The following is a 19,290-nucleotide window of genomic DNA, read 5'->3' on the forward strand; positions in this document are numbered from 1 at the left end:
GGGATGTCGGGCCATGCCACACCTTGCGTGGGCAGCGGCCACCGTACAACCCGCCGTTGAGGAGAGTAACGATGAGCGACAAAACCCGTCTGACGACCGCTGCCGGAGCGCCGGTCGCCGATAACCAGAACGTCCAGACCGCCGGCCCGCGCGGACCGATGCTGCTGCAGGACGTGTGGTTCCTGGAGAAACTGGCGCACTTCGACCGCGAAGTGATCCCGGAGCGCCGCATGCATGCCAAGGGCTCGGCGGCCCACGGCACCTTCACCGTCACCCACGACATCACCCGCTACACCCGCGCCAGGCTGTTTTCCCAGGTCGGCAAGCAGACCGAGCTGTTCCTGCGTTTCTCCACCGTTGCCGGCGAACGTGGTGCGGCGGACGCCGAGCGTGATATCCGCGGTTTCGCCCTGAAGTTCTACACCGAGGAAGGCAACTGGGACCTGGTGGGTAACAACACCCCGGTCTTCTACTTCCGCGATCCGCTGAAATTCCCTGACCTGAACCACGTGGTGAAGCGCGATCCGCGCACCAACCTGCGCAATGCCACCCTGAAGTGGGACTTCTTCTCGCACCTGCCCGAAGCCCTGCACCAGCTGACCATCGACTTCAGCGATCGCGGCCTGCCGCGCAGCTACCGCCACGTCCATGGCTTCGGCAGCCACACCTTCAGCTTCATCAATGCCGGCAATGAGCGTTTCTGGGTCAAGTTCCACTTCAGGACCCAGCAAGGCATCGAGAACCTGAGCAACGAGGAAGCTGCCCGTCTGGTGGGCGCCGATCGCGAAAGCTCGCAACGCGACCTGTACGACGCCATCGAGCGCGGTGATTTCCCGCGTTGGACGATGTTCATCCAGGTGATGCCGGAGAAGGACGCGGCGACCTATCGCTACAACCCCTTCGACCTGACCAAGGTCTGGCCGCACGCTGATTACCCGCTGATCGAAGTGGGCTACTTCGAGCTGAACCGCAACCCGGCGAATTACTTCGCCGAGGTCGAGCAGTCCGCCTTCAGCCCGGCGAATATCGTCCCCGGCATCGGCTTCTCGCCGGACAGGATGCTCCAGGGCCGCCTGTTCTCCTACGGTGATGCGCATCGCTACCGCCTGGGCGTGAACCACCACCAGATCCCGGTGAACGCCGCGCGCAACAACCCGCGCATCTACCACCGCGACGGCGCCATGCGGGTCGACGGCAACAACGGCGACATGACCGTCACCTACGAGCCGAACGGTTTCAGCCAGTGGCAGGAGCAGCCGGACTACTCCGAGCCGCCGCTGACCCTGGAAGGCAGCGCCGACCACTGGAACCACCGGGTCGACGATGACTATTACAGCCAGCCGGCCGCGCTGTTCGGCCTGTTCGACGAGGCGCAGCGGCAGCGTCTGTACGCGAACATCGCCGGCGACATGGCCGGGGTGCCGGAGACCATCCAGCGCCGTCAGGTCGAGCTGTTCGCCAGGATCGACCCGGCCTACGGCGAAGGCGTCGCCAAGGCGCTGGGCCTGAACCTGGCCTAATCTGTACCGCACAACCAGCCACCCTCTGCGGAGGGTGGCTTCATTTGTGCCACCACCGGGCTTGACCCCGGTCATGGCCAGTCGCGACCATAGCGCCGTTCAATTCGCTGTCACGCTCCAGGGAGAAGGCTGATGCAAGGCCACGCCGAGGTTATCGACTATCTGAACACGCTGCTGACGGGGGAGTTGGCCGCGCGCGACCAGTACTTCGTCCATTCGCGCATGTACGAGGACTGGGGCTTCAGCAAGCTCTACGAGCGTCTCAACCACGAGATGGAAGAGGAAACCCAGCACGCCGACGCCCTGCTGCGCCGCATCCTGCTGCTGGAAGGCACCCCGCGCATGCGTCCGGACGACATCCGCCCGGGCAAAACCGTGCCGGAGATGCTCGAGGCCGACCTGAAGCTGGAGCGCCACGTGCGCGCCGCGCTGGCCAAGGGCATCGCCCTCTGCGAGCAGCACAGGGACTTCGTCTCCCGCGACATCCTCAAGGCCCAACTGATCGACACCGAGGAAGACCACGCCTACTGGCTGGAGCAGCAGCTCGGCCTGATCCGGAAGGTCGGCCTGGAGAATTACCTGCAGTCGCAGATCTGATTCGCGGCTGCGGTTTGCAAAGAGCCCTCGGTGCCAACGCGTCGAGGGCTTTGCTTTTGTAGGAGCGAGCTTGCTCGCGAACAGAGCTTCCCGGCGACTGCGGTTTCAGGTGGTTCGCGAGCAAGCTCGCTCCTACGAAGAGCAGAAAAAAGCCCCTGCGCCGATTGGCAGCAGGGGCTTTTTCATGTGAGCGCGATCAGGCCCGATCCCGCTCCAGCAGCGGCTTGAGGAAGCGCCCGGTATGCGACACCTCCAGCTCCGCGACCTGCTCCGGCGTGCCGGTGGCGATGATCTGCCCGCCCTTGGAACCGCCCTCGGGGCCGAGGTCGACCAGCCAGTCGGCGGTCTTGATCACGTCGAGGTTGTGCTCGATCACCACCACCGTGTTGCCGTGGTCGCGCAGGCGGTGCAGCACGTCGAGCAGTTGCTGGATATCCGCGAAGTGCAGGCCGGTGGTCGGCTCGTCGAGGATGTACAGGGTCTTGCCGGTATCGCGCTTGGACAGCTCGCGGGACAGCTTGACCCGCTGCGCCTCGCCGCCGGACAGGGTGGTCGCGCTCTGCCCCAGCTTGATGTACGACAGGCCGACGTCCATCAGCGTCTGCAGCTTGCGGGCGATGGCCGGGACGGCGTCGAAGAATTCGCGCGCGTCCTCGATGGTCATGTCGAGCACCTCGGTGATGCTCTTGCCCTTGTAGCGGACTTCCAGGGTCTCGCGGTTGTAGCGCTTGCCCTTGCAGACGTCGCAGGGGACGTAGATGTCCGGCAGGAAGTGCATCTCCACCTTGATCACGCCGTCGCCCTGGCAGGCCTCGCAGCGGCCGCCCTTGACGTTGAACGAGAAGCGCCCCGGGCCGTAGCCGCGCGAGCGGGCTTCCGGCACGCCGGCGAACAGCTCGCGGATCGGCGTGAACAGGCCGGTGTAGGTGGCCGGGTTGGAGCGCGGGGTGCGGCCGATCGGGCTCTGGTCGATGTCCACCACCTTGTCCAGGTGCTGCAGGCCGTCGAAGGAATCGTGGGGCGCGACTTCCAGGCTGGTGGCGCCGTTCAGCGCGGTGGCGGTGATCGGGAACAGGGTGTTGTTGATCAGCGTCGACTTGCCCGAGCCGGACACGCCGGTGACGCAGGTGAACAGGCCGACCGGGATTTCCAGGTTGACGTTCTGCAGGTTGTTGCCGCGCGCGCCCTTGAGCTTGAGCAGCTGCTTCTTGTTGCGCGGCGTGCGCTCGGCCGGCACCCGGATCTTGGTGCGGCCGGAGAGGTACTTGCCGGTGAGCGAGCCGGGATGCTCCATGACCTCCTGCGGGGTGCCCTCGGCGACGATCTGTCCGCCGTGCACGCCCGCGCCGGGGCCGATATCGACCACGTAGTCGGCGAGGCGGATGGCGTCCTCGTCGTGCTCCACCACGATCACCGTGTTGCCCAGGTTGCGCAGGTGGGTGAGGGTGCCCAGCAGGCGCTCGTTGTCGCGCTGGTGCAGGCCGATGGAGGGTTCGTCGAGGATGTACATCACGCCCACCAGGCCGGCGCCGATCTGGCTGGCCAGGCGGATGCGCTGGGCCTCGCCGCCGGACAGGGTGTCGGCGCTGCGGTCCAGGGTCAGGTAGTCGAGGCCGACGTTGACCAGGAACTGCAGGCGCTCGCGGATTTCCTTGAGGATCTTCGCGGCGATCTCGCCCCGGCGGCCGGTCAGGGTCAGGCCCGAGACGTAATCACAGGCCGCGCCCACCGGCATCGAGGTGACCGCCGGCAGGGTCTTGTCGCCGACCCACACATGGCGCGCCTCGCGGCGCAGGCGGGTGCCGTGGCAGTCCGGGCAGGGCTGGGTGCTGAGGAACTTGGCCAGCTCCTCGCGCACGGTGGCCGACTCGGTCTCGCGGTAGCGGCGTTCCAGGTTGGGCAGGATGCCCTCGAAGGGGTGCGCGCGCTTGACGATGTCGCCGCGGTCGTTGAGGTAGCGGAACTCGACGTTCTCGCGGCCCGAGCCGTTGAGGATGAACTTCTGGTGCTCCGGATCGAGGTCCTGGAAGGGCTCCTCCAGGCTGAAGCCGAAGTGCCCGGCCAGCGAGCCGAGCATCTGGAAGTAATAGACGTTGCGCCGGTCCCAGCCGCGGATCGCGCCCTCGGCCAGGGTCAGCTCGCCGTTGACCACCCGGCGCGCGTCGAAGAACTGCTTCACGCCCAGGCCGTCGCAGGTCGGGCAGGCGCCGGCCGGGTTGTTGAAGGAGAACAGCTTGGGTTCCAGCTCGCTGATCGAGTGGCCGCAGACCGGGCAGGCGAAGCGGGCGGAGAAGATCATCTCCTCGCCTTCTTCATCGTCCATCGGAGCCACGAGCGCGATGCCGTCGGCCAGGTTGATCGCCGTCTCGAAGGACTCCGCCAGGCGCTGCTGCAGGTCGGCGCGGACCTTGAAGCGGTCGACCACGATGTCGATGGTGTGCTTGAGCTTCTTGTCCAGCTTGGGCAGTTCGTCCAGCTCATAGAGCTTGCCGTTGACGCGGGCGCGGACGAAGCCCTGGGCGCGCATCTCCTCGAACACCGCCAGGTGCTCGCCCTTGCGCTCGCGGATCACCGGGGCCAGCAGCATCAGCTTGCGGCCTTCGGGCAGCGCCAGCACCTGGTCGACCATCTGGCTGACGGTCTGCGCCTCCAGCGGGATGTCGTGGTCCGGGCAGCGCGGGATGCCGACGCGGGCGTAGAGCAGGCGCAGGTAGTCGTAGATCTCGGTGATGGTGCCGACGGTGGAGCGCGGGTTGTGCGAGGTGGATTTCTGCTCGATGGAAATCGCCGGCGACAGGCCCTCGATGGTGTCGACGTCGGGCTTTTCCATCATCGAGAGGAACTGCCGGGCGTAGGCCGACAGGGATTCCACGTAGCGGCGCTGGCCCTCGGCGTAGAGCGTGTCGAAGGCCAGGGAAGACTTGCCGGAACCGGACAGGCCGGTGATCACGATCAGCTTGTCGCGCGGCAGGGTCAGGTCGATGTTCTTCAGGTTGTGGGTACGTGCCCCACGGATGAGGATCTGGTCCACAGCGGCCTCGCATGGCGGGCGAAAACCGCTGAGTATAAGGCTGGCCATGAGCGCGCGGCAAAGTCGCGACTGTGCCGGCGTGCGGCAGGGCTGGTAGAATGCGCGGCTATTTTCGGCGCGGCGCCAGCCGGCCATCCGCTCCGCGGATGAGTATGCCGTCACGGGGGCCATTCAGCGCGTTCCCCAAATCCGTCTTCCCACGAGGGGCTTATGCACGATTCCCACACTGAGCGCATGAGTGGCACCGAACTCAGGGCGACATCCGGCCTGGCGCTGCTTTACGCCTTCCGCATGCTCGGCATGTTCATGCTGCTGCCGGTCATGATGACCTACGGCATGGAGCTGAGCGGCTCGACCCCGGCACTCATCGGTTTCGCCATGGGCGCCTACGGCCTGACCCAGGCCATCCTGCAGATTCCGCTGGGCACGCTGTCCGACCGCATCGGCCGCCGCGCGATCATCGTCGTCGGCCTGCTGGTCTTCGCCGCGGGCGCGGCGGTGGCCGCCAGCTCCGAGACCATCTGGGGCGTCATCGCCGGCCGGGTGATCCAGGGCGCCGGGGCGATTTCCGCGGTGGTCATGGCGCTGCTTTCGGACCTGACCCGCGAACAGCACCGCACCAAGGCCATGGCCATCATCGGCCTGAGCATCGGCGTATCCTTCGCCGCCTCCATGGTCGCCGGCCCGGTGCTGACCCACTGGTTCGGCCTGCACGGGCTGTTCTGGTTCACCTCCGGCATGGCGCTGGTGGGCGTCCTGATCATCCTGTTCATGGTGCCGGTGCCGGATCACCGCATGCAGCACCGCGAATCCAGCGTGGCCAGGCAGTCGCTGATCCCGACCCTGAAGAACCCCGAACTGCTGCGCCTGGACGTCGGCATCCTGGTCCTGCACGCCATCCTCATGGCCAGCTTCGTGGCCCTGCCGCTGGCGCTGGTGGAGCGCGCCGGGCTGCCCAAGGAGCAGCATTGGTGGGTGTACCTGACCGCGCTGCTGGTCGGCTTCTTCGGCATGGTGCCGTTCATCATCTACGCCGAGAAGAAGCGCCAGATGAAGCGCGTGCTGAGCGGCGCGGTGGCGACCATGATGCTCTGCGAACTGTACTTCTGGGCCTTCGGCGACAGCCTGCAGGAACTGGTGTTCGGCATCATCGTCTACTTCACCGCGTTCAACCTGCTGGAGGCCTCGCTGCCCTCGCTGGTGAGCAAGGTTTCGCCCGCCGGCGGCAAGGGCACGGCGATGGGCGTGTACTCCACCGCGCAGTTCCTCGGCGCCGCGGTGGGCGGCATCCTGGGCGGCTGGATGTTCCAGCATGGCGGCCTGAACGGGGTATTCATCGGCTGCGCCGTCCTTGCTGCCATCTGGCTGGCGATTGCTGTTACCATGCGTGAACCGCCGTATGTAACGAGCATTCGCCTGCCCCTGTCCGCTGAGGCGCTGCGCGATGCCTCGTTGGCCGAGCGTTTCAAGGCATTGCCCGGTGTGAGCGATGTGATGGTGGTCATCGAAGAGGCCGCCGCGTATGTCAAAGTAGATTCCCAACAAGTGGATCGCACGTCCCTCGAGCGCCTTGCCGGCGCCGAGTCGGCGACGTGCTGAAGCCTTTAGGAGAGCGTCATGGCCCGTGGGGTTAACAAAGTCATTCTGGTTGGTAACGTCGGTGGCGATCCGGAAACCCGCTACCTGCCCAACGGCAACGCCGTCACCAACATTACCCTGGCCACCAGCGAAAGCTGGAAGGACAAGCAGACCGGTCAGCAGCAGGAACGTACCGAGTGGCACCGCGTGGTGTTCTTCGGTCGCCTGGCGGAGATCGTCGCCGAGTACGTGCGCAAGGGTTCGCAGATCTACGTCGAAGGCAGCCTGCGCACCCGCAAGTGGCAGGGTCAGGACGGTCAGGACCGCTACACCACCGAGATCGTGGTCGACATCAACGGCAACATGCAGCTGCTCGGTGGCCGTCCGGGTGCCGGTGGCGACGATGCCCCGCGTGCTCCGCGCGAGCCGCAGCAGCGTCCGCAGCAGGCCCCGCGTCCGGCCCCGCAGCAGCAGTCCCAGCCCGCTCCGCAGCCGGCCCCGGACTACGACAGCTTCGACGACGACATTCCGTTCTGAGTCGAACGACGTCTCCCCCGGGAGACCCGTCCCCAAGAGCGCAGCCTTCGAGCTGCGCTTTTGCGTTTCTGGGACGCTGGTTTTGGCGAATGCCCGTAACAGTCTTTCTCGCAAACCGCCATTTAATTAGCCAGCTAATTAAATGAATCTGGAGCTGCCTTGCCGTACGGCAAAACCGGAGAAGAAAAGACATGAGCATTACAGTGACCGAGCGTGACGACGACCATAAATCCCGCGAGTTCCGCGCCCAGGGCGGGCGTTGCTGGGATGTGCACCAGGAAGGCCAGCTGGTCGGCATCTTCCACACCGAGCGGGAAGCGCAGGCCTACCGCGTTTCCCTGGAGCTGGAGACGCGCCAGCACCAGCTGATGGAGCTCTAGACGCGAAAGCCCCCGTGGCGCCGGCCGCGCCACGGGGGACCGGGCGGCGCCGCCATCCCCGGCGGGCGCCTGCCCTGCGCCATGCGAGCGAGCCTGCCCGCGACCGCTCCCGCGGCTCAGCGATACCAGCGCGGCGTATACACCCAGTCGCCACCGCCGGCGCGGGGGAAGCGCCGGGTCAGCGATGAACCGACGATCACCAGGGTGCGCATGTCCACCATTTCCGGCACCAACTCGCCGAGCGTCACCACCCGCAGCGCCTCGGCCGGGCGGCCGATGTCGCGGCCGAGCACCACCAGGGTCTCCGGCGAACGGTGGCGGCGCACGATCTCCAGCGCGCGGCCCAGTTGCCACGGGCGGGCCCTGGAAATCGGGTTGTAGAAGGCCATGGCCAGGTCGGCGGCGCCGGCATGGTCGAGGCGCTTTTCGATGGTCTCCCAGGGCTTGAGGTTGTCCGACAGCGAGATCAGGCAGAAATCGTGCCCCAGCGGCGCGCCGGCCTTCGCGGCGGCGGCCAGCGCGGCGGACACGCCCGGCAGCACTTCCAGCTCCACGCCGTGCCACTCCGGATCATTGCTCTCGTGCAGCGCCTCCATCACCGCGGCGGCCATGGCGAACACGCCGGGGTCGCCGGAGGAAATCACCACCACCCGCCGCCCGCTGGCGGCCAGCTCGAAGGCGTGGCGGGCGCGCTGCATCTCCTCGCGGTTGTCGGTGCAGTGGCGCACCTGGTCGTCGCGCAATGGCTCGGCCATCTTCACGTAGGTCTCGTAGCCGAGCAGGTCCTGCGCCTCGTCCAGCGCGCGGCGCACGGCGGGAATCATGAAGTCGCTGGCGCCGGGGCCGAGGCCGATCACGCTGAGCCGCCCGCGCGGCTGGCCGATACCTTCGGCTTCGACCGGCGTGGCAGCGCGGTGCAGGTGGAAGGAGTCGCCGTGCAGCACGGCCGGCGGCAACGCGTCGTCGCTGTGGATAAACCGCAGCGGCACGCCCAGCTCGCGGGCCACCTCGGCCAGTGCCGGATCGGCCATGCGGCAGCGCGGCGCCAGCAGCGCGGCCAGCGATGCCGCGGCCAGCCCGGCTTGTGCGAGGCCCAGGCGGATGCGTCCGGGCAGCTGCGAATCCGCCAGCGTGATGTGGGCGAGGACGATGCGCGGATGGATGCGCAGCTCGTTGCGCGCGATGCCCTCGGCGCGCGCATCGATGCGCAGGGTGTGCGCGGCGTCCTCGGCCAGCGGCAGGTCCAGCCCGTCCAGCCAGGGCGCCTCGCCCTCGATGCGCAGACTGTCGCCGCCCAGCAGGTCGGAGACGAAGCGCTTGCCCTGTTCGATATCCGCCAGCGCATAGCCCTGCGGCGGGTCGAGCAGGCAGGCGCCGAAACGCAGCTCGCCGCTGGTGGTGATTGCCGGCGCCACCTCCAGTGCGGCGGCGACTTCGCGGGCCATGCGGTTCACCCCGCCCAGTCCGCCGAGCAGCGGCACCACCGCGCTGCCGTCTTCGGCCACGGCCAGCACCGGCGGCTCCGCGCCCTTGTCTGCCATTGAGGGCGTGAGCAGCGGAGCGAGGGTGCGGATGACGATGCCGGCGGCGCACAGGGCGATGATCGGGGTGTCGTCGCGGTAGAGCTGGCGCAGGGTTTCGCCGAAATTCGCGTAGGACTCATCGGCGCCTTCGACGCGACCCTTCAGGCCCAGCACCCGCGCCTGTGGATAAGCGCCCTGGATGCGCCGTGCGGTGGCCAGCGCGCCCTGGCCGAGGATGACGATGGCGGCGCGCATCAGCCGTTCCACCGCTGGCCGGGGATGACGATCATCGAGAAGTAGGGCGAGGCCATCGGGTCGACCTCGTCCAGCGCGACGATGCGCTGCTCGCGCATGGTCGCCCGCTCGACGTAATGCGCGCCGCCATCGCGGCCCAGCTCGCGCAGCACGCGGCGGACCTTGTCGAAGTTGCGCCCCAGCTTCATCACCACCGCCGCATCGGCGTCGGCCAGGCGGCGCTTGAGCTCGTCTTCCGGCAGCACGCCGGAAAGCACCGACAGGCTCTGGTTGCGATACACCAGCGGCACGCCGAGCACTGCCGCGCTGCCCAGCATCGAGCAGACGCCGGGCACGACTTCGGTGTCGTAGCGCTCCGCAAGACGGTCATGCAGGTACATGTAGGACCCGTAGAAGAACGGGTCGCCCTCGCAGATCACCGCCACGTCGCGGCCGGCATCCAGGTGCGCGGCCACCTGCGCGGCGGCGGTGTCGTAGAAGTCGCTGATCACGCCTTCGTAGGTCAGCGGCGGCTCCAGCTTCTCGGTGGTCACCGGGTAGACCAGCGGCAGGCGCTGCTGCGAGTCGAGCAGGTGCTCCTCGATGATGGCGAAGGCGTTGCCGCCGTGGCCGGCGTGGTGCTTGGCCTTGGCCACGAAGTAGCCGATCACCGGGGATGCGCGCAGCAGGCGCAGGGCCTTGAGGGTCAGCAGTTCCGGGTCGCCCGGGCCGACGCCCAGGCCGATGAGGCGGCCGGCCATCATTCCACCTCCGTGGCCAGGGCGTTCACCGCCGCGGCCGCCATCGCGCTGCCGCCACGGCGGCCACGGACGATCACGTAGGGCACGCCGCGGCTGTCGGCGGCGAGGGCGTCCTTGGACTCCATGGCGCCGACGAAACCCACCGGGAAACCGAGGATCAGCGCCGGTTTCGGCGCGCCGGCGTCGAGCATTTCCAGCAGGTAGAAGAGGGCGGTCGGCGCGTTGCCGATCACCACCACGCTGCCTTCCAGGTGTTCGCGCCAGTGTTCCAGCGCCACCGCCGAGCGGGTGTTGCCCAGCTCGCGGGCGAGCGCCGGGACGTCCGGGTCGTTGAGGGTGCAGATCACCTCGTTGTGCGCCGGCAGGCGCGCGCGGGTGATGCCCTCGGCGACCATCCGCGCATCGCAGAGGATCGGCGCGCCGGCGGCCAGCGCCGCCCGGCCGATGGCGCCGGCGCCGGCGGAGAAGCGCAGGTCCTGCACCACGTCGACCATGCCGCAGGCGTGGATCACCCGCACGGCGAGCTTCTCCAGGTCGGCGGGGATGCCGGACAGGTCGGCTTCGGCGCGAATGGTGGCGAAGGACTGGCGGTAGATCGCCTGGCCGTCGCGGATGTAATCAAGCATCGGGAAGGGCTCCGGGGGCGGCGAGTAGGTCGCAGGCCTCGTCGAGGGAAAGGTTGCGCGCCAGCGGCTGGCCGAAGCCGGCCACGCCGTCAGCGCGACGGAACAGGTCGTAGCGGCCGTCGGCGACGGCCAGCAGGGTATGCGGCGCAATGTGGGCGGCGGCGCAGGAGCGCGGGCAGCCGCACAGGTGCACGCCGGCCGGCGGCGCGTGGCGCAGGCGTTCGGCCAGGCGCAGGGCGTCGCCCTTGGTGTCGGCCAGCCCGCGCGCGCAGCCGCTGGAGCCGCTGCAGGCGACGAGGCGCGACAGCGGCTGGGCCGCGTCGATCACCAGGCCGAGCTCGCCCAGCGCGCCGAGCGCGACGGCGGCATCGGCCTGCGCCACGTCGGGGAGGATCAGGCTTTGCCAGGGCGTCAGGCGCAGTTGCCCGCCGCTGAAACGCTCCGCCAGATCGGCGAGGCCGAGCAGCGTGGCGCTGTCGAGGCGGCCGAGGACGAATCCCGCGCCGACCAGGGCGCGCTCCGGCTGGCGCTGCGGACGCATGCCGAGGTGCGCGTAGGCATCCGGCGCAGGGCGCCGCCAGTTGTCCACAAGCGGACCGTACAGCAGCGGGAAGGGCAGGCGTTGCTGCAGGCGCTCCAGCAGCGCGGCGTCGCCCAGCGTCTCGCGCAGGTGGCGCATGCGCGTCTGGCCGTCGCCGGCCAGGTCGAGGAACAGGTGCAGCAGGCTTTCCACCAGCAGCGGCACCTGCTCGGCGGAGACTGCCGCCAGGGCGGGGCGATCCGTCCCGATCTGCGGTGGACAGCCGGCGAGCCCGAAGGCGAAATGCGGCGCGGCGTCGTCGGACATCGCCGACAGCCAGATATCGTTGGGGTGCTCCAGCATCGCCAGCGACTCGCCGCCGTCCAGCTGCACGCCGAACTTGGGCGACAGGCCGTGGAAGCGCGGGGTGCGCTCCAGCAGGTCGAGCAGTTGGCGCGCCAGCGGGCCGGCGTCGAACGCCGTGGCGGCGTCCAGGCCGAGGGCCGGGCTGACCAGCAGGTTGCGCACGTCGTCCGCCGCCAGCTCGCGCGGGCCGAGGCCGGCGGCCAGCAGTTCGCGGCTCAGCGCGTTCCCGGCGCCGGCATGCACGCCGCGGATCTGCAGGTTGGCGCGGTTGGTCGCCTCCAGCACGCCGTCGGCGTGGCGTCCGGCGGCAGCGGCGATGGCGCGGGCGGCGCGGGCGTCGAGTTGTCCACAGGGCAGCTTGATGCGGCAGATGCCGCCATCGCGGGAAGCCACGATGCGCAGCAGGCCGGGGCAGGCATGCGGTCGGACGGGCAGAGCTGAGGAGTCGTGCACGGAGGTCACCAGGGCTGGGGTCGCGGTGACCTGCGAATCCCCCGGAGGGGATTTCACGACACCGATACACCCCGCTCGATGTGCGCACGCGCGACTGGTCTCGTCGGCAGGTCTCCTGGCTGGCAGGTCGTCATCCTGCGCGGCCTTCCCGGTTGCCCAGTGGCCAGATCGACATGTCTGCCATGCGATCGGATTGCGCGGACTCGCTGCTTACAGTTGCGGGGGCAGCCACGGTTCAGCCGTGTTCCCTCTTCGGCTCCCGGATGCATCGCGATCAAACAGCGAAGCGTCCTACGAGCACCGACGATGCGGGTATTATGCCTGCTTTGCCCGAGGGCGGGAAAAGCCTGCCCGTCGGATCGACCCGAGGAGTTTTCATGACGCCCTGGCTGACCATCGTCGGCATCGGCGAGGACGGTTATGCCGGCCTCGGCAAGGCCGCGCGCCGCGCCCTGCTCGCCGCCCGCGAAGTGATCGGCGCGCCGCGCCAGCTGGAGCTGCTGCCGCACGGCCTGCGCGCCCATCGCCAGGCCTGGCCCAGCCCGTTCAGCCTGGAGCCGGTGCTGCGCCGGCGCGGTGAGCCGACCTGCGTGCTGGCCAGCGGCGACCCGATGCTGTTCGGCGTCGGCGCGAGCCTCGCCCGGCAGATTCCGTCCGAGGAAATCCTCGTGCTGCCCGCGCCGTCCTCCGCCTCGCTGGCCGCCGCGCGGCTGGGCTGGGCGTTGCAGGATTGCACCCTGCTGTCGCTGGTGGCGCGCCCGCTGGCGGCGCTCCATGGGCAACTGCATCACGGCGCCCGGCTGCTGATCCTCAGCAATGACGGCGGCAGCCCGGCGGCGGTCGCGGCGCTGCTGTGCGAGCGTGGCTTCGGTGCGAGCCGGATCAGCGTGCTGGAGCACCTGGGCGGCGAGTCCGAGCGGCGCATCGACGGGCTGGCCAGCGACTGGTCGCTGAGCGAGAGCGCCGCGCTGAACCTGATTGCGCTGGAGTGCGTGGCGGGCGCCGATGCCCTTCGCCTGCCCTTGACCACCGGCCTGCCGGACGATGCCTTCCGCCACGACGGCCAGTTGACCAAGCGCGACGTGCGCGCCGTGACCCTGGCGCGGCTGGCGCCGAAACCCGGCGAGCTGCTCTGGGACGTCGGCGCCGGCTGCGGCTCCATCGGCATCGAATGGATGCGCGCGCACCCGAGCTGCCGCAGCCTCGCCATCGAGGCCAACGAAGGCCGCCAGGAGCATATCCGCTGCAACCGCGACGCCCTCGGCGTGCCGGCGCTGCAACTGGTCTGCGGCGCGGCGCCGGAGGCCCTGCAGGGACTGGAGCGCCCCGACGCGATCTTCATCGGCGGCGGCGTCACCGTCCCCGGCGTCTTCGAGCACTGCTGGGACCGGCTCAAGCCCGGCGGCCGGCTGGTGGCCAACGCCGTCACCCTGCAGAGCGAGGCGCTGCTGGTGAGCTGGCGCGAACGCATCGGCGGCGAACTGACCCGCATCGCCATCGCCCAGGCCCAGCCGCTGGGCGGCTTCGACACCTGGCGCGCGGCGCTGCCGATTACCCTGCTGGAGGCGTGGAAGGCATGATGCCGCTCCTGCGTAGGATGGGTGGAGCGCAGCGATACCCATCGATCCCGGGCAGCATGGGCTACTCATCCTGTGGTGGTTGCCGCGATGCGTGACGAAACCCCCGAACAACCCCGCCCGCTGCGCAGCGGCTACACCACCGGCAGCTGCGCCACCGCCACCAGCCTGGCGGCGGCGCGCCTGCTGCTCACCGGCGAGTGCCTGGATGCCGCGCAGATCGTCCTGCCGAAGGAGCGCAGCGCGACCCTGCGCCTGGAGTTCTGCCGGCGCACCGCCGACGGCGCCGAAGCCGGCACGCTGAAGGACGCCGGCGACGATCCGGACGTGACCCACGGCGCGCTGGTCTTCGCCCGCGTCGCGCTGAGCGCCGAACCGGGGGTGCGCTTCCACGCCGGCGAAGGCGTCGGCACGGTCACCAAGCCGGGCCTGGTGCTCGCGGTGGGCGAGCCGGCGATCAACCCGGTGCCGCGCCAGATGATGCGCGACAACCTCGCCGCGCTGGCTGCCGAATGCGGCTACGGCGGCGGCTTCGAGGTGACCATCGGCGTCGAGGGCGGCGCCGGGCTGGCGCTGAAGACCATGAACCCGCGCCTGGGCATCCTCGGCGGGCTGTCGATCCTCGGCACCACCGGCATCGTCCGGCCCTTCTCCTGCGCCGCCTACATCGCCTCGATCCAGCAGGGCATCGACGTCGCCCGCGCCAACGGCCTGCGCCACCTCGCCGCCTGCACCGGCAACGCCAGCGAGGACGCCATGCGCCGCCGCTACGGCTTCGACGACAGCGCGCTGATCGAGATGGGCGACTTCGCCGGCGCCGCGCTCAAGCACCTGCGCAAGGCACCGGTGGAGCGCTTCAGCGTCTGCGGCGGCTTCGGCAAGATCAGCAAGCTCGCCGCCGGCCACATGGACCTGCACAGCCGCCACTCCAGCATCGACCTGCTGCTGCTGGCCGAATGGGCCGCCGGGATAGGCGCCTCGGCGGACCTGCAACAGCGTATCCGTGAGGCGAATACCAGCCAGCAGGCGCTGGCGCTGTGCCGCGCCGAGGGCATCGCCCTGGGCGACGCGGTCTGCGCCCGCGCCCTGGCCTTCGCCCGGCGCATCGTGCCGGCCGGGGTGCGGCTGGAAGTCTTCGCCATCGACCGCCAGGGCAACCTGGTGGGCGAGGCCCTGGAGGAACGATGACCCGCGTCCTGCTGCTCGGCGGCATCGGCGAGGCGCTGGCCATCGCGCGGCGGCTCGGTCCGCGGCACCTCTACAGCCTCGCCGGCCTGGGCAAGGTGCCGGACGACCTCGTCTGCGCAGTGCGCGTCGGCGGTTACGGCGGCGCCGAAGGCCTTGCCGCGTTCATCCGCGAGCAGGGCTTCGACCTGCTGCTCGACGCCACCCATCCCTACGCCGCGCAGATCAGCGCCAACGCCGCCCGCGCCGCGCAACTGGCCGGCGTGCCCTGCTGGGCGCTGCGCCGCCCCGGCTGGCAGGCCGGCGCCGGGGATGACTGGCGCGAGGTGGCCGGCTGGCCGGAACTGATCGCCGCGCTGGAGAGCTTCCGCCGCCCGCTGTTCACGATGGGCCGCGAGCCGCTGGAGCACCTCGGCGAGATTCCCGCGCACCAGCACTGGACCGTGCGTTGCCTGCAAAGCCTGCCGGGCAACGCGCGCGCCGAGGTGCTGGGCGCGCGCGGCCCCTTCACCCTCGACGGCGAGCGCGAGCTGTTCGCCCGTCTGGGCAGCGACGTGCTGGTCAGCAAGAACAGCGGCAGCCAGGCGACCGAGCCGAAGCTGCAGGTCGCCCGCGAGCGTGGGGTGCCGGTGCTGATCCTGGCGCGGCCGCCACTGCCGGAGGTGGCGCGGCAGTTCGACTGCGTCGAGGACCTGTGGGCGGCGCTGGAGCCGCTGGCCTAGCCGCGGGTTCCGTCCACGCCGCGCACCGCTCTATGTATGCTGTCCCCGGTTTTCACAGGGAGTGACATAGATGCTGCGAATCCTCGGACGCGCCTCTTCGATCAACGTGCGCAAGGTGCTCTGGACCTGCGCCGAACTGGACCTGCCCTTCGCGCGGGAAGACTGGGGCACGGGCTTTCGCTCCACCGCCATGGCGGAATTCCTCGCGCTCAATCCCAATGCCATGGTGCCGGTGATCGTCGACGGCGACTTCGTGCTCTGGGAGTCCAACGCCATCTGCAGCTATCTCGCCAGCCAGTATCCATGCAACGAACTGCTGCCGGCCTCACCGCGCGAGCGGGCGCGGGTGGAGCAGTGGATGGGCTGGCAGGCCACCGAGCTGAACAACGCCTGGCGCTACGTGTTCATGGCGCGGGTGCGCAACAGCCCCAGCCATGCCGACGAATCCGCCATCGCCCTGAGCAAGGCGCAGTGGAACCACTGCATGTCGATCCTCGATCAGCAGCTGCAGAGCACCGGCGCCTTCGTGGCCGGCGAGCGCTTCACGCTTGCCGATATCGTCCTCGGGCTGTCGGTGAACCGCTGGTACCTGACGCCCATGCAGCGCCCGGAACTGCCCGCCGTGGCCGCGTATTACGAGCGGCTCAGCGAGCGGCCGGGGTTCCTGTTGCATGGGCGCAATGGGGAGCCTTGATCAGGCTGTTGAGCCGGGCAGTGCGGTTTGGCGAGACGGCGGCCTGGGGCAGGTGGAGCGCAAGCCGTCGATGTGCTCCATGAGCCCGTCGGGAATGGATTGCCACATCGGATCGAGGATGAAGTCGATGCCTTCCCGGCGCGCCATCTTGGCGGCCGGCACGAAGTCGGCATCGCCGGCGATAAGAACGATCTGATCGACCTGCTTCTTGAAGGACAGCGACGCGACATCCACGTCGATGCGCATGTCCACGCCCTTCTGCTTGGTATCGATGCGCACGTCGTCAGGCGTGAGGTCGGAGACTTGAAGCTGCCCGCGCAGCAACAGAGCGATCCTGTCGGGTTTGATCGTCCAGCGGACATCCTTGGAAAGATGCCCCAGGCGCAGTGCGAGTTTCCGTTTGCTGCGCAAGCGATTGTGCAGTTCCAATCGAAAGACTGCTTCCCGCGATTTGGAAAAGTCGACGGCCTGTTTGCTGATCGGATTGTGATGCTTGAGCTGCAGGGGCGGGCAGTCGTAGAAGAAGATGCGGTAGAGCTCACGCCGAGGGCGGGCATCGCTGCGGGGTTGGCCGTTCTGCTGAGGCCGTGCGGTGGGAATCAGGTGGGCAGTCGCCCAACGATGGATAAGATCCGCCGCGCGCCCGGCGTTGTAGGCATTGTCAGGTTCGATCTGGCGGAAGCGTTTGATGAAATAGGCTCCATCCACAAGGATCGCAGTCGACATTCCCGGTCTCCTGAATGCAAAACGCCCAAGGGATCGGCACGTCCTGGATGAGTCGGACGGCTTACTGCCTTGGGCGGGATGCGCGGAGATTAGATAGCCGCCTCCTTGCGGTCAAGTCAGAGTATTCCTCTACCGGGCGATGAAAAATGACCGGGTATGCGGCCTTATCGATTTTTTCCTAAAGATCATTGATCTGCCGATACTCCGCATCCAGCTCCTGGGCCAGCTTTCGCGCCCGTCCCAACCGCACCGCGCCACCCTCGATATCCACCAGCAGCGTCGGGCAGGCCATCGGTGGCAGTGTCGGCCAATCGCGTAGTCGCCCATCGGTCAGCACCAGCAGGCGCTGGCGCTCGCCGGGCTTCAGCCGCTGGCGCTTTTCCAGCCAGTCACGGGCCTGCTGCAGCGCCTCGATCAGCGGGGTGCCGCCGCCGGCGCCGAGCTGTTCCAGCCAGGTCTGCAACTGCGCCGAGGCTTTGTGTCCCTGCCACAGCCAGCGCGGTTGCGCGCCGGTGGCGTGCAGTACGGCGAGGTGGGCGCGCTGGCGGTAGGCCTGTTCGAAGGTGTCGGCGAGCAGTCCCTTGGCCTGGGCGAGGGCGCCGTGGCGGCGGGTGCTGGCGGAGGCGTCGACGATCACCAGCCAGAGTTCGGCGGGCTTGTGGCTGCGGGCGCGCAGGACGAGGTCGGCACGGCGCCGCGGGCGGCCGTTGCGCAGGGTCGCGGGCCAGTCGATGCGGCCGTGCGCGCCCGGCTGGCGGGCGCCGCTGCGGCCGCCGGCGAGCTGGCCGGGTCGGGGGGTGGCATCCGCGCCTGGGGCCGGGCGCGGGCGGATGCTCAGGGCTTTTTTGGCCAGCCCGCCAGTTGCCGGCGCTCGCCCATGGCGACGGGCTGGGCGGGCAGCTCGCCCCACTGGCCTTCGCCGCCGTCGCTGCCGGGCTGTTGCTGCGACTGGCGCTGCGCCTGCGGCGGTTGTGCGTTCGACTGCTGCGGCGGATGGCGGCGGCGATGGGCGAGGGCGAAGTGCTCCACCGCATCGATGTCCCGCGCCTCGATGGCGCCGGCGCCGCGCCAGGCCGCATGGGCGCGGGCGGCGCGCAGCCAGACCAGGTCGGCGCGCAGGCCGTCGACGCCGGCGGCGTGGCAGCGCTCGGCGATGGTGTCCAGCGCGGCATCGTCCAGGGGGATCACGGCCAGCCGCTGGCGCGCATCGCCGCAGCGTCGTTGCAGGGCCTGCTGGGCGTCCTGCCACTGCGCGAGAAACGCCTGCGGATCGGCGTCGAAGGCCAGCCGGCGGCGGACGATCTCGGCGCGCTCGGCCGGCGCCGGGATGCCTTGCAATTGCACCTTGAGGCCGAAGCGATCGAGCAGCTGCGGGCGCAGTTCGCCTTCCTCGGGGTTCATGGTGCCGATCAGCACGAAGCGCGCCGGGTGGCTGTGGGACAGGCCGTCGCGCTCGATCAGGTTGACCCCGCTGGCGGCCACGTCGAGCAGCAGGTCGACGAGGTGGTCGGGCAGCAGGTTCACTTCGTCGACGTAAAGCACGCCGCCATGGGCGTGGGCCAGCACGCCGGGGGAGAACTGCGCGCGGCCTTCGCCCAGCGCGGCGTCCAGATCGAGGGTGCCGACGATGCGCTCCTCGCTGGCGCCCAGCGGCAGGGTGACGAAGCGTCCGCCGTCCAGCAGGTCGGCCACGCCGCGCGCCAGGGTGGACTTGGCCATGCCGCGCGGCCCTTCGATCAGCACGCCGCCGATGCTTGCGTCGATGGCCGCCAGGCACAGGGCCAGCTTCAGCTCATCGGCGGCGACGACGGCGGCCAGTGGGAAATGGGGAAGGGCGCTCATGGGGATTTCCTGCGGATTGCGTCCGTGCATGGTAGCGAACCGGGCATGGGACGTGTATCGCCTCCATAGAGCATGGTGATTGATCGGCGCGCCGCGATGCAGTAAGTTGAGCCCCATTCCACGGAGAACATCATGCCGTCCAGCCTGTCCATCCAGTCCCTCGCCCGCCCCGCTGCCATCGGCTCCGCGGTCGCTCGCGCGCAGGTGCTGGCCGCGGCTGCCGGCTATTTCTTCTATGGGTATTGGTTTAGCCAAAGGCGCGCCTGATACCCCACAGGCGCCCTAGCAAGCAGGGTCGCCAACCAGACAGATTCACGAAACCCCGGTCGGCAACCCGACCGGGGTTTTTGTTTTTCCGGCCCACAAGGCCACCGCATCGCCAACGAATTGAACTGGGCCAAAACGCTCAGACAGAGGA

General features: G+C 69.0%; 18 protein-coding genes and 1 riboswitch. Of the genes, 10 read left to right on the forward strand and 8 right to left on the reverse strand.

Annotation, left to right across the window (positions count from 1 at the left end):
* Positions 1-71: 71 nt before the first annotated feature.
* Positions 72-1,520, forward strand: coding sequence for a catalase KatA (gene katA, locus AC3B6A_RS03140; RefSeq protein WP_488400858.1), 1,449 nt, complete (start codon positions 72-74; stop codon positions 1,518-1,520).
* Positions 1,521-1,652: 132 nt separating this feature from the next.
* Complete coding sequence (gene bfr, locus AC3B6A_RS03145) at positions 1,653-2,117, forward strand: bacterioferritin (RefSeq protein ID WP_488400859.1); 465 nt, start codon at positions 1,653-1,655, stop codon at positions 2,115-2,117.
* A 196-nt stretch (positions 2,118-2,313) separates the two neighbouring features.
* Here bfr and uvrA read toward each other — a convergent pair whose 3' ends face one another.
* The gene (gene uvrA, locus AC3B6A_RS03150; RefSeq protein ID WP_488400860.1) at positions 2,314-5,148 is read right to left on the reverse strand and encodes an excinuclease ABC subunit UvrA; all 2,835 of its coding nucleotides are present in this window, start codon (positions 5,146-5,148) and stop codon (positions 2,314-2,316) included.
* 210 nt (positions 5,149-5,358) lie between these two features.
* On the opposite strand from uvrA, the gene AC3B6A_RS03155 reads away from it, so the two are divergent.
* The 3 genes from AC3B6A_RS03155 (at position 5,359) to AC3B6A_RS03165 (ending at position 7,643) form a co-directional block, all read left to right on the forward strand.
* Positions 5,359-6,747: an MFS transporter gene (locus tag AC3B6A_RS03155; RefSeq protein WP_488400861.1), complete on the forward strand. Its 1,389-nt coding sequence runs from the start codon at positions 5,359-5,361 to the stop codon at positions 6,745-6,747.
* A gap of 18 nt (positions 6,748-6,765) precedes the next feature.
* Entirely contained in the window at positions 6,766-7,263 is a 498-nt protein-coding gene (gene ssb / locus AC3B6A_RS03160; protein ID WP_488400862.1) for a single-stranded DNA-binding protein, read from the forward strand.
* Positions 7,264-7,454: 191 nt separating this feature from the next.
* Complete coding sequence (locus AC3B6A_RS03165) at positions 7,455-7,643, forward strand: hypothetical protein (protein WP_488400863.1); 189 nt, start codon at positions 7,455-7,457, stop codon at positions 7,641-7,643.
* Positions 7,644-7,759: 116 nt separating this feature from the next.
* On the opposite strand, the gene cobJ is transcribed toward AC3B6A_RS03165, so the two are convergent.
* The 4 genes from cobJ to cobG are packed head-to-tail and all read right to left on the reverse strand — an operon-like array spanning position 7,760 to position 12,126.
* A complete protein-coding gene (gene cobJ / locus AC3B6A_RS03170) occupies positions 7,760-9,421 on the reverse strand; it encodes a precorrin-3B C(17)-methyltransferase (RefSeq protein WP_488400864.1) in 1,662 nt (553 codons plus the stop codon).
* Positions 9,421-10,164 (reverse strand): precorrin-2 C(20)-methyltransferase, encoded by a 744-nt coding sequence (locus AC3B6A_RS03175; RefSeq protein WP_488400865.1) that lies wholly within the window; start codon positions 10,162-10,164, stop codon positions 9,421-9,423. Before AC3B6A_RS03175 ends, cobJ begins: the two co-directional genes overlap by 1 nt.
* Positions 10,161-10,787: a precorrin-8X methylmutase gene (locus AC3B6A_RS03180; RefSeq protein ID WP_207884721.1), complete on the reverse strand. Its 627-nt coding sequence runs from the start codon at positions 10,785-10,787 to the stop codon at positions 10,161-10,163. The genes AC3B6A_RS03175 and AC3B6A_RS03180 overlap by 4 nt, the downstream gene beginning before the upstream one ends.
* Complete coding sequence (gene cobG / locus AC3B6A_RS03185) at positions 10,780-12,126, reverse strand: precorrin-3B synthase (RefSeq protein WP_488400866.1); 1,347 nt, start codon at positions 12,124-12,126, stop codon at positions 10,780-10,782. The genes AC3B6A_RS03180 and cobG overlap by 8 nt, the downstream gene beginning before the upstream one ends.
* 88 nt (positions 12,127-12,214) lie before the next feature.
* Positions 12,215-12,446: riboswitch (cobalamin riboswitch) on the reverse strand.
* 57 nt (positions 12,447-12,503) lie between these two features.
* Between cobG and cbiE the strand changes: the two genes are divergently transcribed.
* The 4 genes from cbiE to AC3B6A_RS03205 all read left to right on the forward strand — a co-directional run bounded on the left by cbiE (position 12,504) and on the right by AC3B6A_RS03205 (position 16,304).
* Positions 12,504-13,706 (forward strand): precorrin-6y C5,15-methyltransferase (decarboxylating) subunit CbiE, encoded by a 1,203-nt coding sequence (gene cbiE / locus AC3B6A_RS03190; protein WP_488400867.1) that lies wholly within the window; start codon positions 12,504-12,506, stop codon positions 13,704-13,706.
* A gap of 87 nt (positions 13,707-13,793) precedes the next feature.
* Positions 13,794-14,891: a cobalt-precorrin-5B (C(1))-methyltransferase gene (locus tag AC3B6A_RS03195; RefSeq protein WP_488400868.1), complete on the forward strand. Its 1,098-nt coding sequence runs from the start codon at positions 13,794-13,796 to the stop codon at positions 14,889-14,891.
* On the forward strand, positions 14,888-15,610 hold the full coding sequence (locus AC3B6A_RS03200; RefSeq protein WP_488400869.1) for a cobalt-precorrin-6A reductase: 723 nt from the start codon (positions 14,888-14,890) through the stop codon (positions 15,608-15,610). Before AC3B6A_RS03195 ends, AC3B6A_RS03200 begins: the two co-directional genes overlap by 4 nt.
* A gap of 70 nt (positions 15,611-15,680) precedes the next feature.
* The gene (locus AC3B6A_RS03205) at positions 15,681-16,304 is read left to right on the forward strand and encodes a glutathione S-transferase family protein (RefSeq protein WP_488400870.1); all 624 of its coding nucleotides are present in this window, start codon (positions 15,681-15,683) and stop codon (positions 16,302-16,304) included.
* Here AC3B6A_RS03205 and AC3B6A_RS03210 read toward each other — a convergent pair whose 3' ends face one another.
* The 3 genes from AC3B6A_RS03210 to AC3B6A_RS03220 form a co-directional block, all read right to left on the reverse strand.
* Positions 16,305-17,030 (reverse strand): NYN domain-containing protein, encoded by a 726-nt coding sequence (locus AC3B6A_RS03210; RefSeq protein WP_488400871.1) that lies wholly within the window; start codon positions 17,028-17,030, stop codon positions 16,305-16,307. It lies immediately after the preceding gene.
* A 178-nt stretch (positions 17,031-17,208) separates the two neighbouring features.
* A complete protein-coding gene (locus tag AC3B6A_RS03215) occupies positions 17,209-17,883 on the reverse strand; it encodes a vWA domain-containing protein (RefSeq protein ID WP_488403491.1) in 675 nt (224 codons plus the stop codon).
* On the reverse strand, positions 17,865-18,872 hold the full coding sequence (locus AC3B6A_RS03220; protein WP_488400872.1) for a magnesium chelatase ATPase subunit I: 1,008 nt from the start codon (positions 18,870-18,872) through the stop codon (positions 17,865-17,867). Before AC3B6A_RS03220 ends, AC3B6A_RS03215 begins: the two co-directional genes overlap by 19 nt.
* Positions 18,873-19,004: 132 nt before the next feature.
* Between AC3B6A_RS03220 and AC3B6A_RS03225 the strand changes: the two genes are divergently transcribed.
* Positions 19,005-19,139 (forward strand): hypothetical protein, encoded by a 135-nt coding sequence (locus AC3B6A_RS03225; RefSeq protein WP_488400873.1) that lies wholly within the window; start codon positions 19,005-19,007, stop codon positions 19,137-19,139.
* Positions 19,140-19,290: the final 151 nt, after the last annotated feature.

The organism is Pseudomonas sp. B12(2026), assembly GCF_057767015.1.

Excerpts from the sequence above, each read along its gene's own strand:
- katA (WP_488400858.1), top strand. The coding sequence starts at position 72 with ATGAGCGACAAAACCCGTCTGACGACCGCTGCCGGAGCGCCGGTCGCC.
- bfr (WP_488400859.1), top strand. The coding sequence starts at position 1,653 with ATGCAAGGCCACGCCGAGGTTATCGACTATCTGAACACGCTGCTGACG.
- AC3B6A_RS03155 (WP_488400861.1), top strand. The coding sequence starts at position 5,359 with ATGCACGATTCCCACACTGAGCGCATGAGTGGCACCGAACTCAGGGCG.
- ssb (WP_488400862.1), top strand. The coding sequence starts at position 6,766 with ATGGCCCGTGGGGTTAACAAAGTCATTCTGGTTGGTAACGTCGGTGGC.
- AC3B6A_RS03165 (WP_488400863.1), top strand. The coding sequence starts at position 7,455 with ATGAGCATTACAGTGACCGAGCGTGACGACGACCATAAATCCCGCGAG.
- cobJ (WP_488400864.1), bottom strand. The coding sequence starts at position 9,421 with ATGCGCGCCGCCATCGTCATCCTCGGCCAGGGCGCGCTGGCCACCGCA.
- AC3B6A_RS03175 (WP_488400865.1), bottom strand. The coding sequence starts at position 10,164 with ATGATGGCCGGCCGCCTCATCGGCCTGGGCGTCGGCCCGGGCGACCCG.
- AC3B6A_RS03180 (WP_207884721.1), bottom strand. The coding sequence starts at position 10,787 with ATGCTTGATTACATCCGCGACGGCCAGGCGATCTACCGCCAGTCCTTC.
- cbiE (WP_488400867.1), top strand. The coding sequence starts at position 12,504 with ATGACGCCCTGGCTGACCATCGTCGGCATCGGCGAGGACGGTTATGCC.
- AC3B6A_RS03195 (WP_488400868.1), top strand. The coding sequence starts at position 13,794 with ATGCGTGACGAAACCCCCGAACAACCCCGCCCGCTGCGCAGCGGCTAC.
- AC3B6A_RS03200 (WP_488400869.1), top strand. The coding sequence starts at position 14,888 with ATGACCCGCGTCCTGCTGCTCGGCGGCATCGGCGAGGCGCTGGCCATC.
- AC3B6A_RS03205 (WP_488400870.1), top strand. The coding sequence starts at position 15,681 with ATGCTGCGAATCCTCGGACGCGCCTCTTCGATCAACGTGCGCAAGGTG.
- AC3B6A_RS03210 (WP_488400871.1), bottom strand. The coding sequence starts at position 17,030 with ATGTCGACTGCGATCCTTGTGGATGGAGCCTATTTCATCAAACGCTTC.
- AC3B6A_RS03220 (WP_488400872.1), bottom strand. The coding sequence starts at position 18,872 with ATGAGCGCCCTTCCCCATTTCCCACTGGCCGCCGTCGTCGCCGCCGAT.
- AC3B6A_RS03225 (WP_488400873.1), top strand. The coding sequence starts at position 19,005 with ATGCCGTCCAGCCTGTCCATCCAGTCCCTCGCCCGCCCCGCTGCCATC.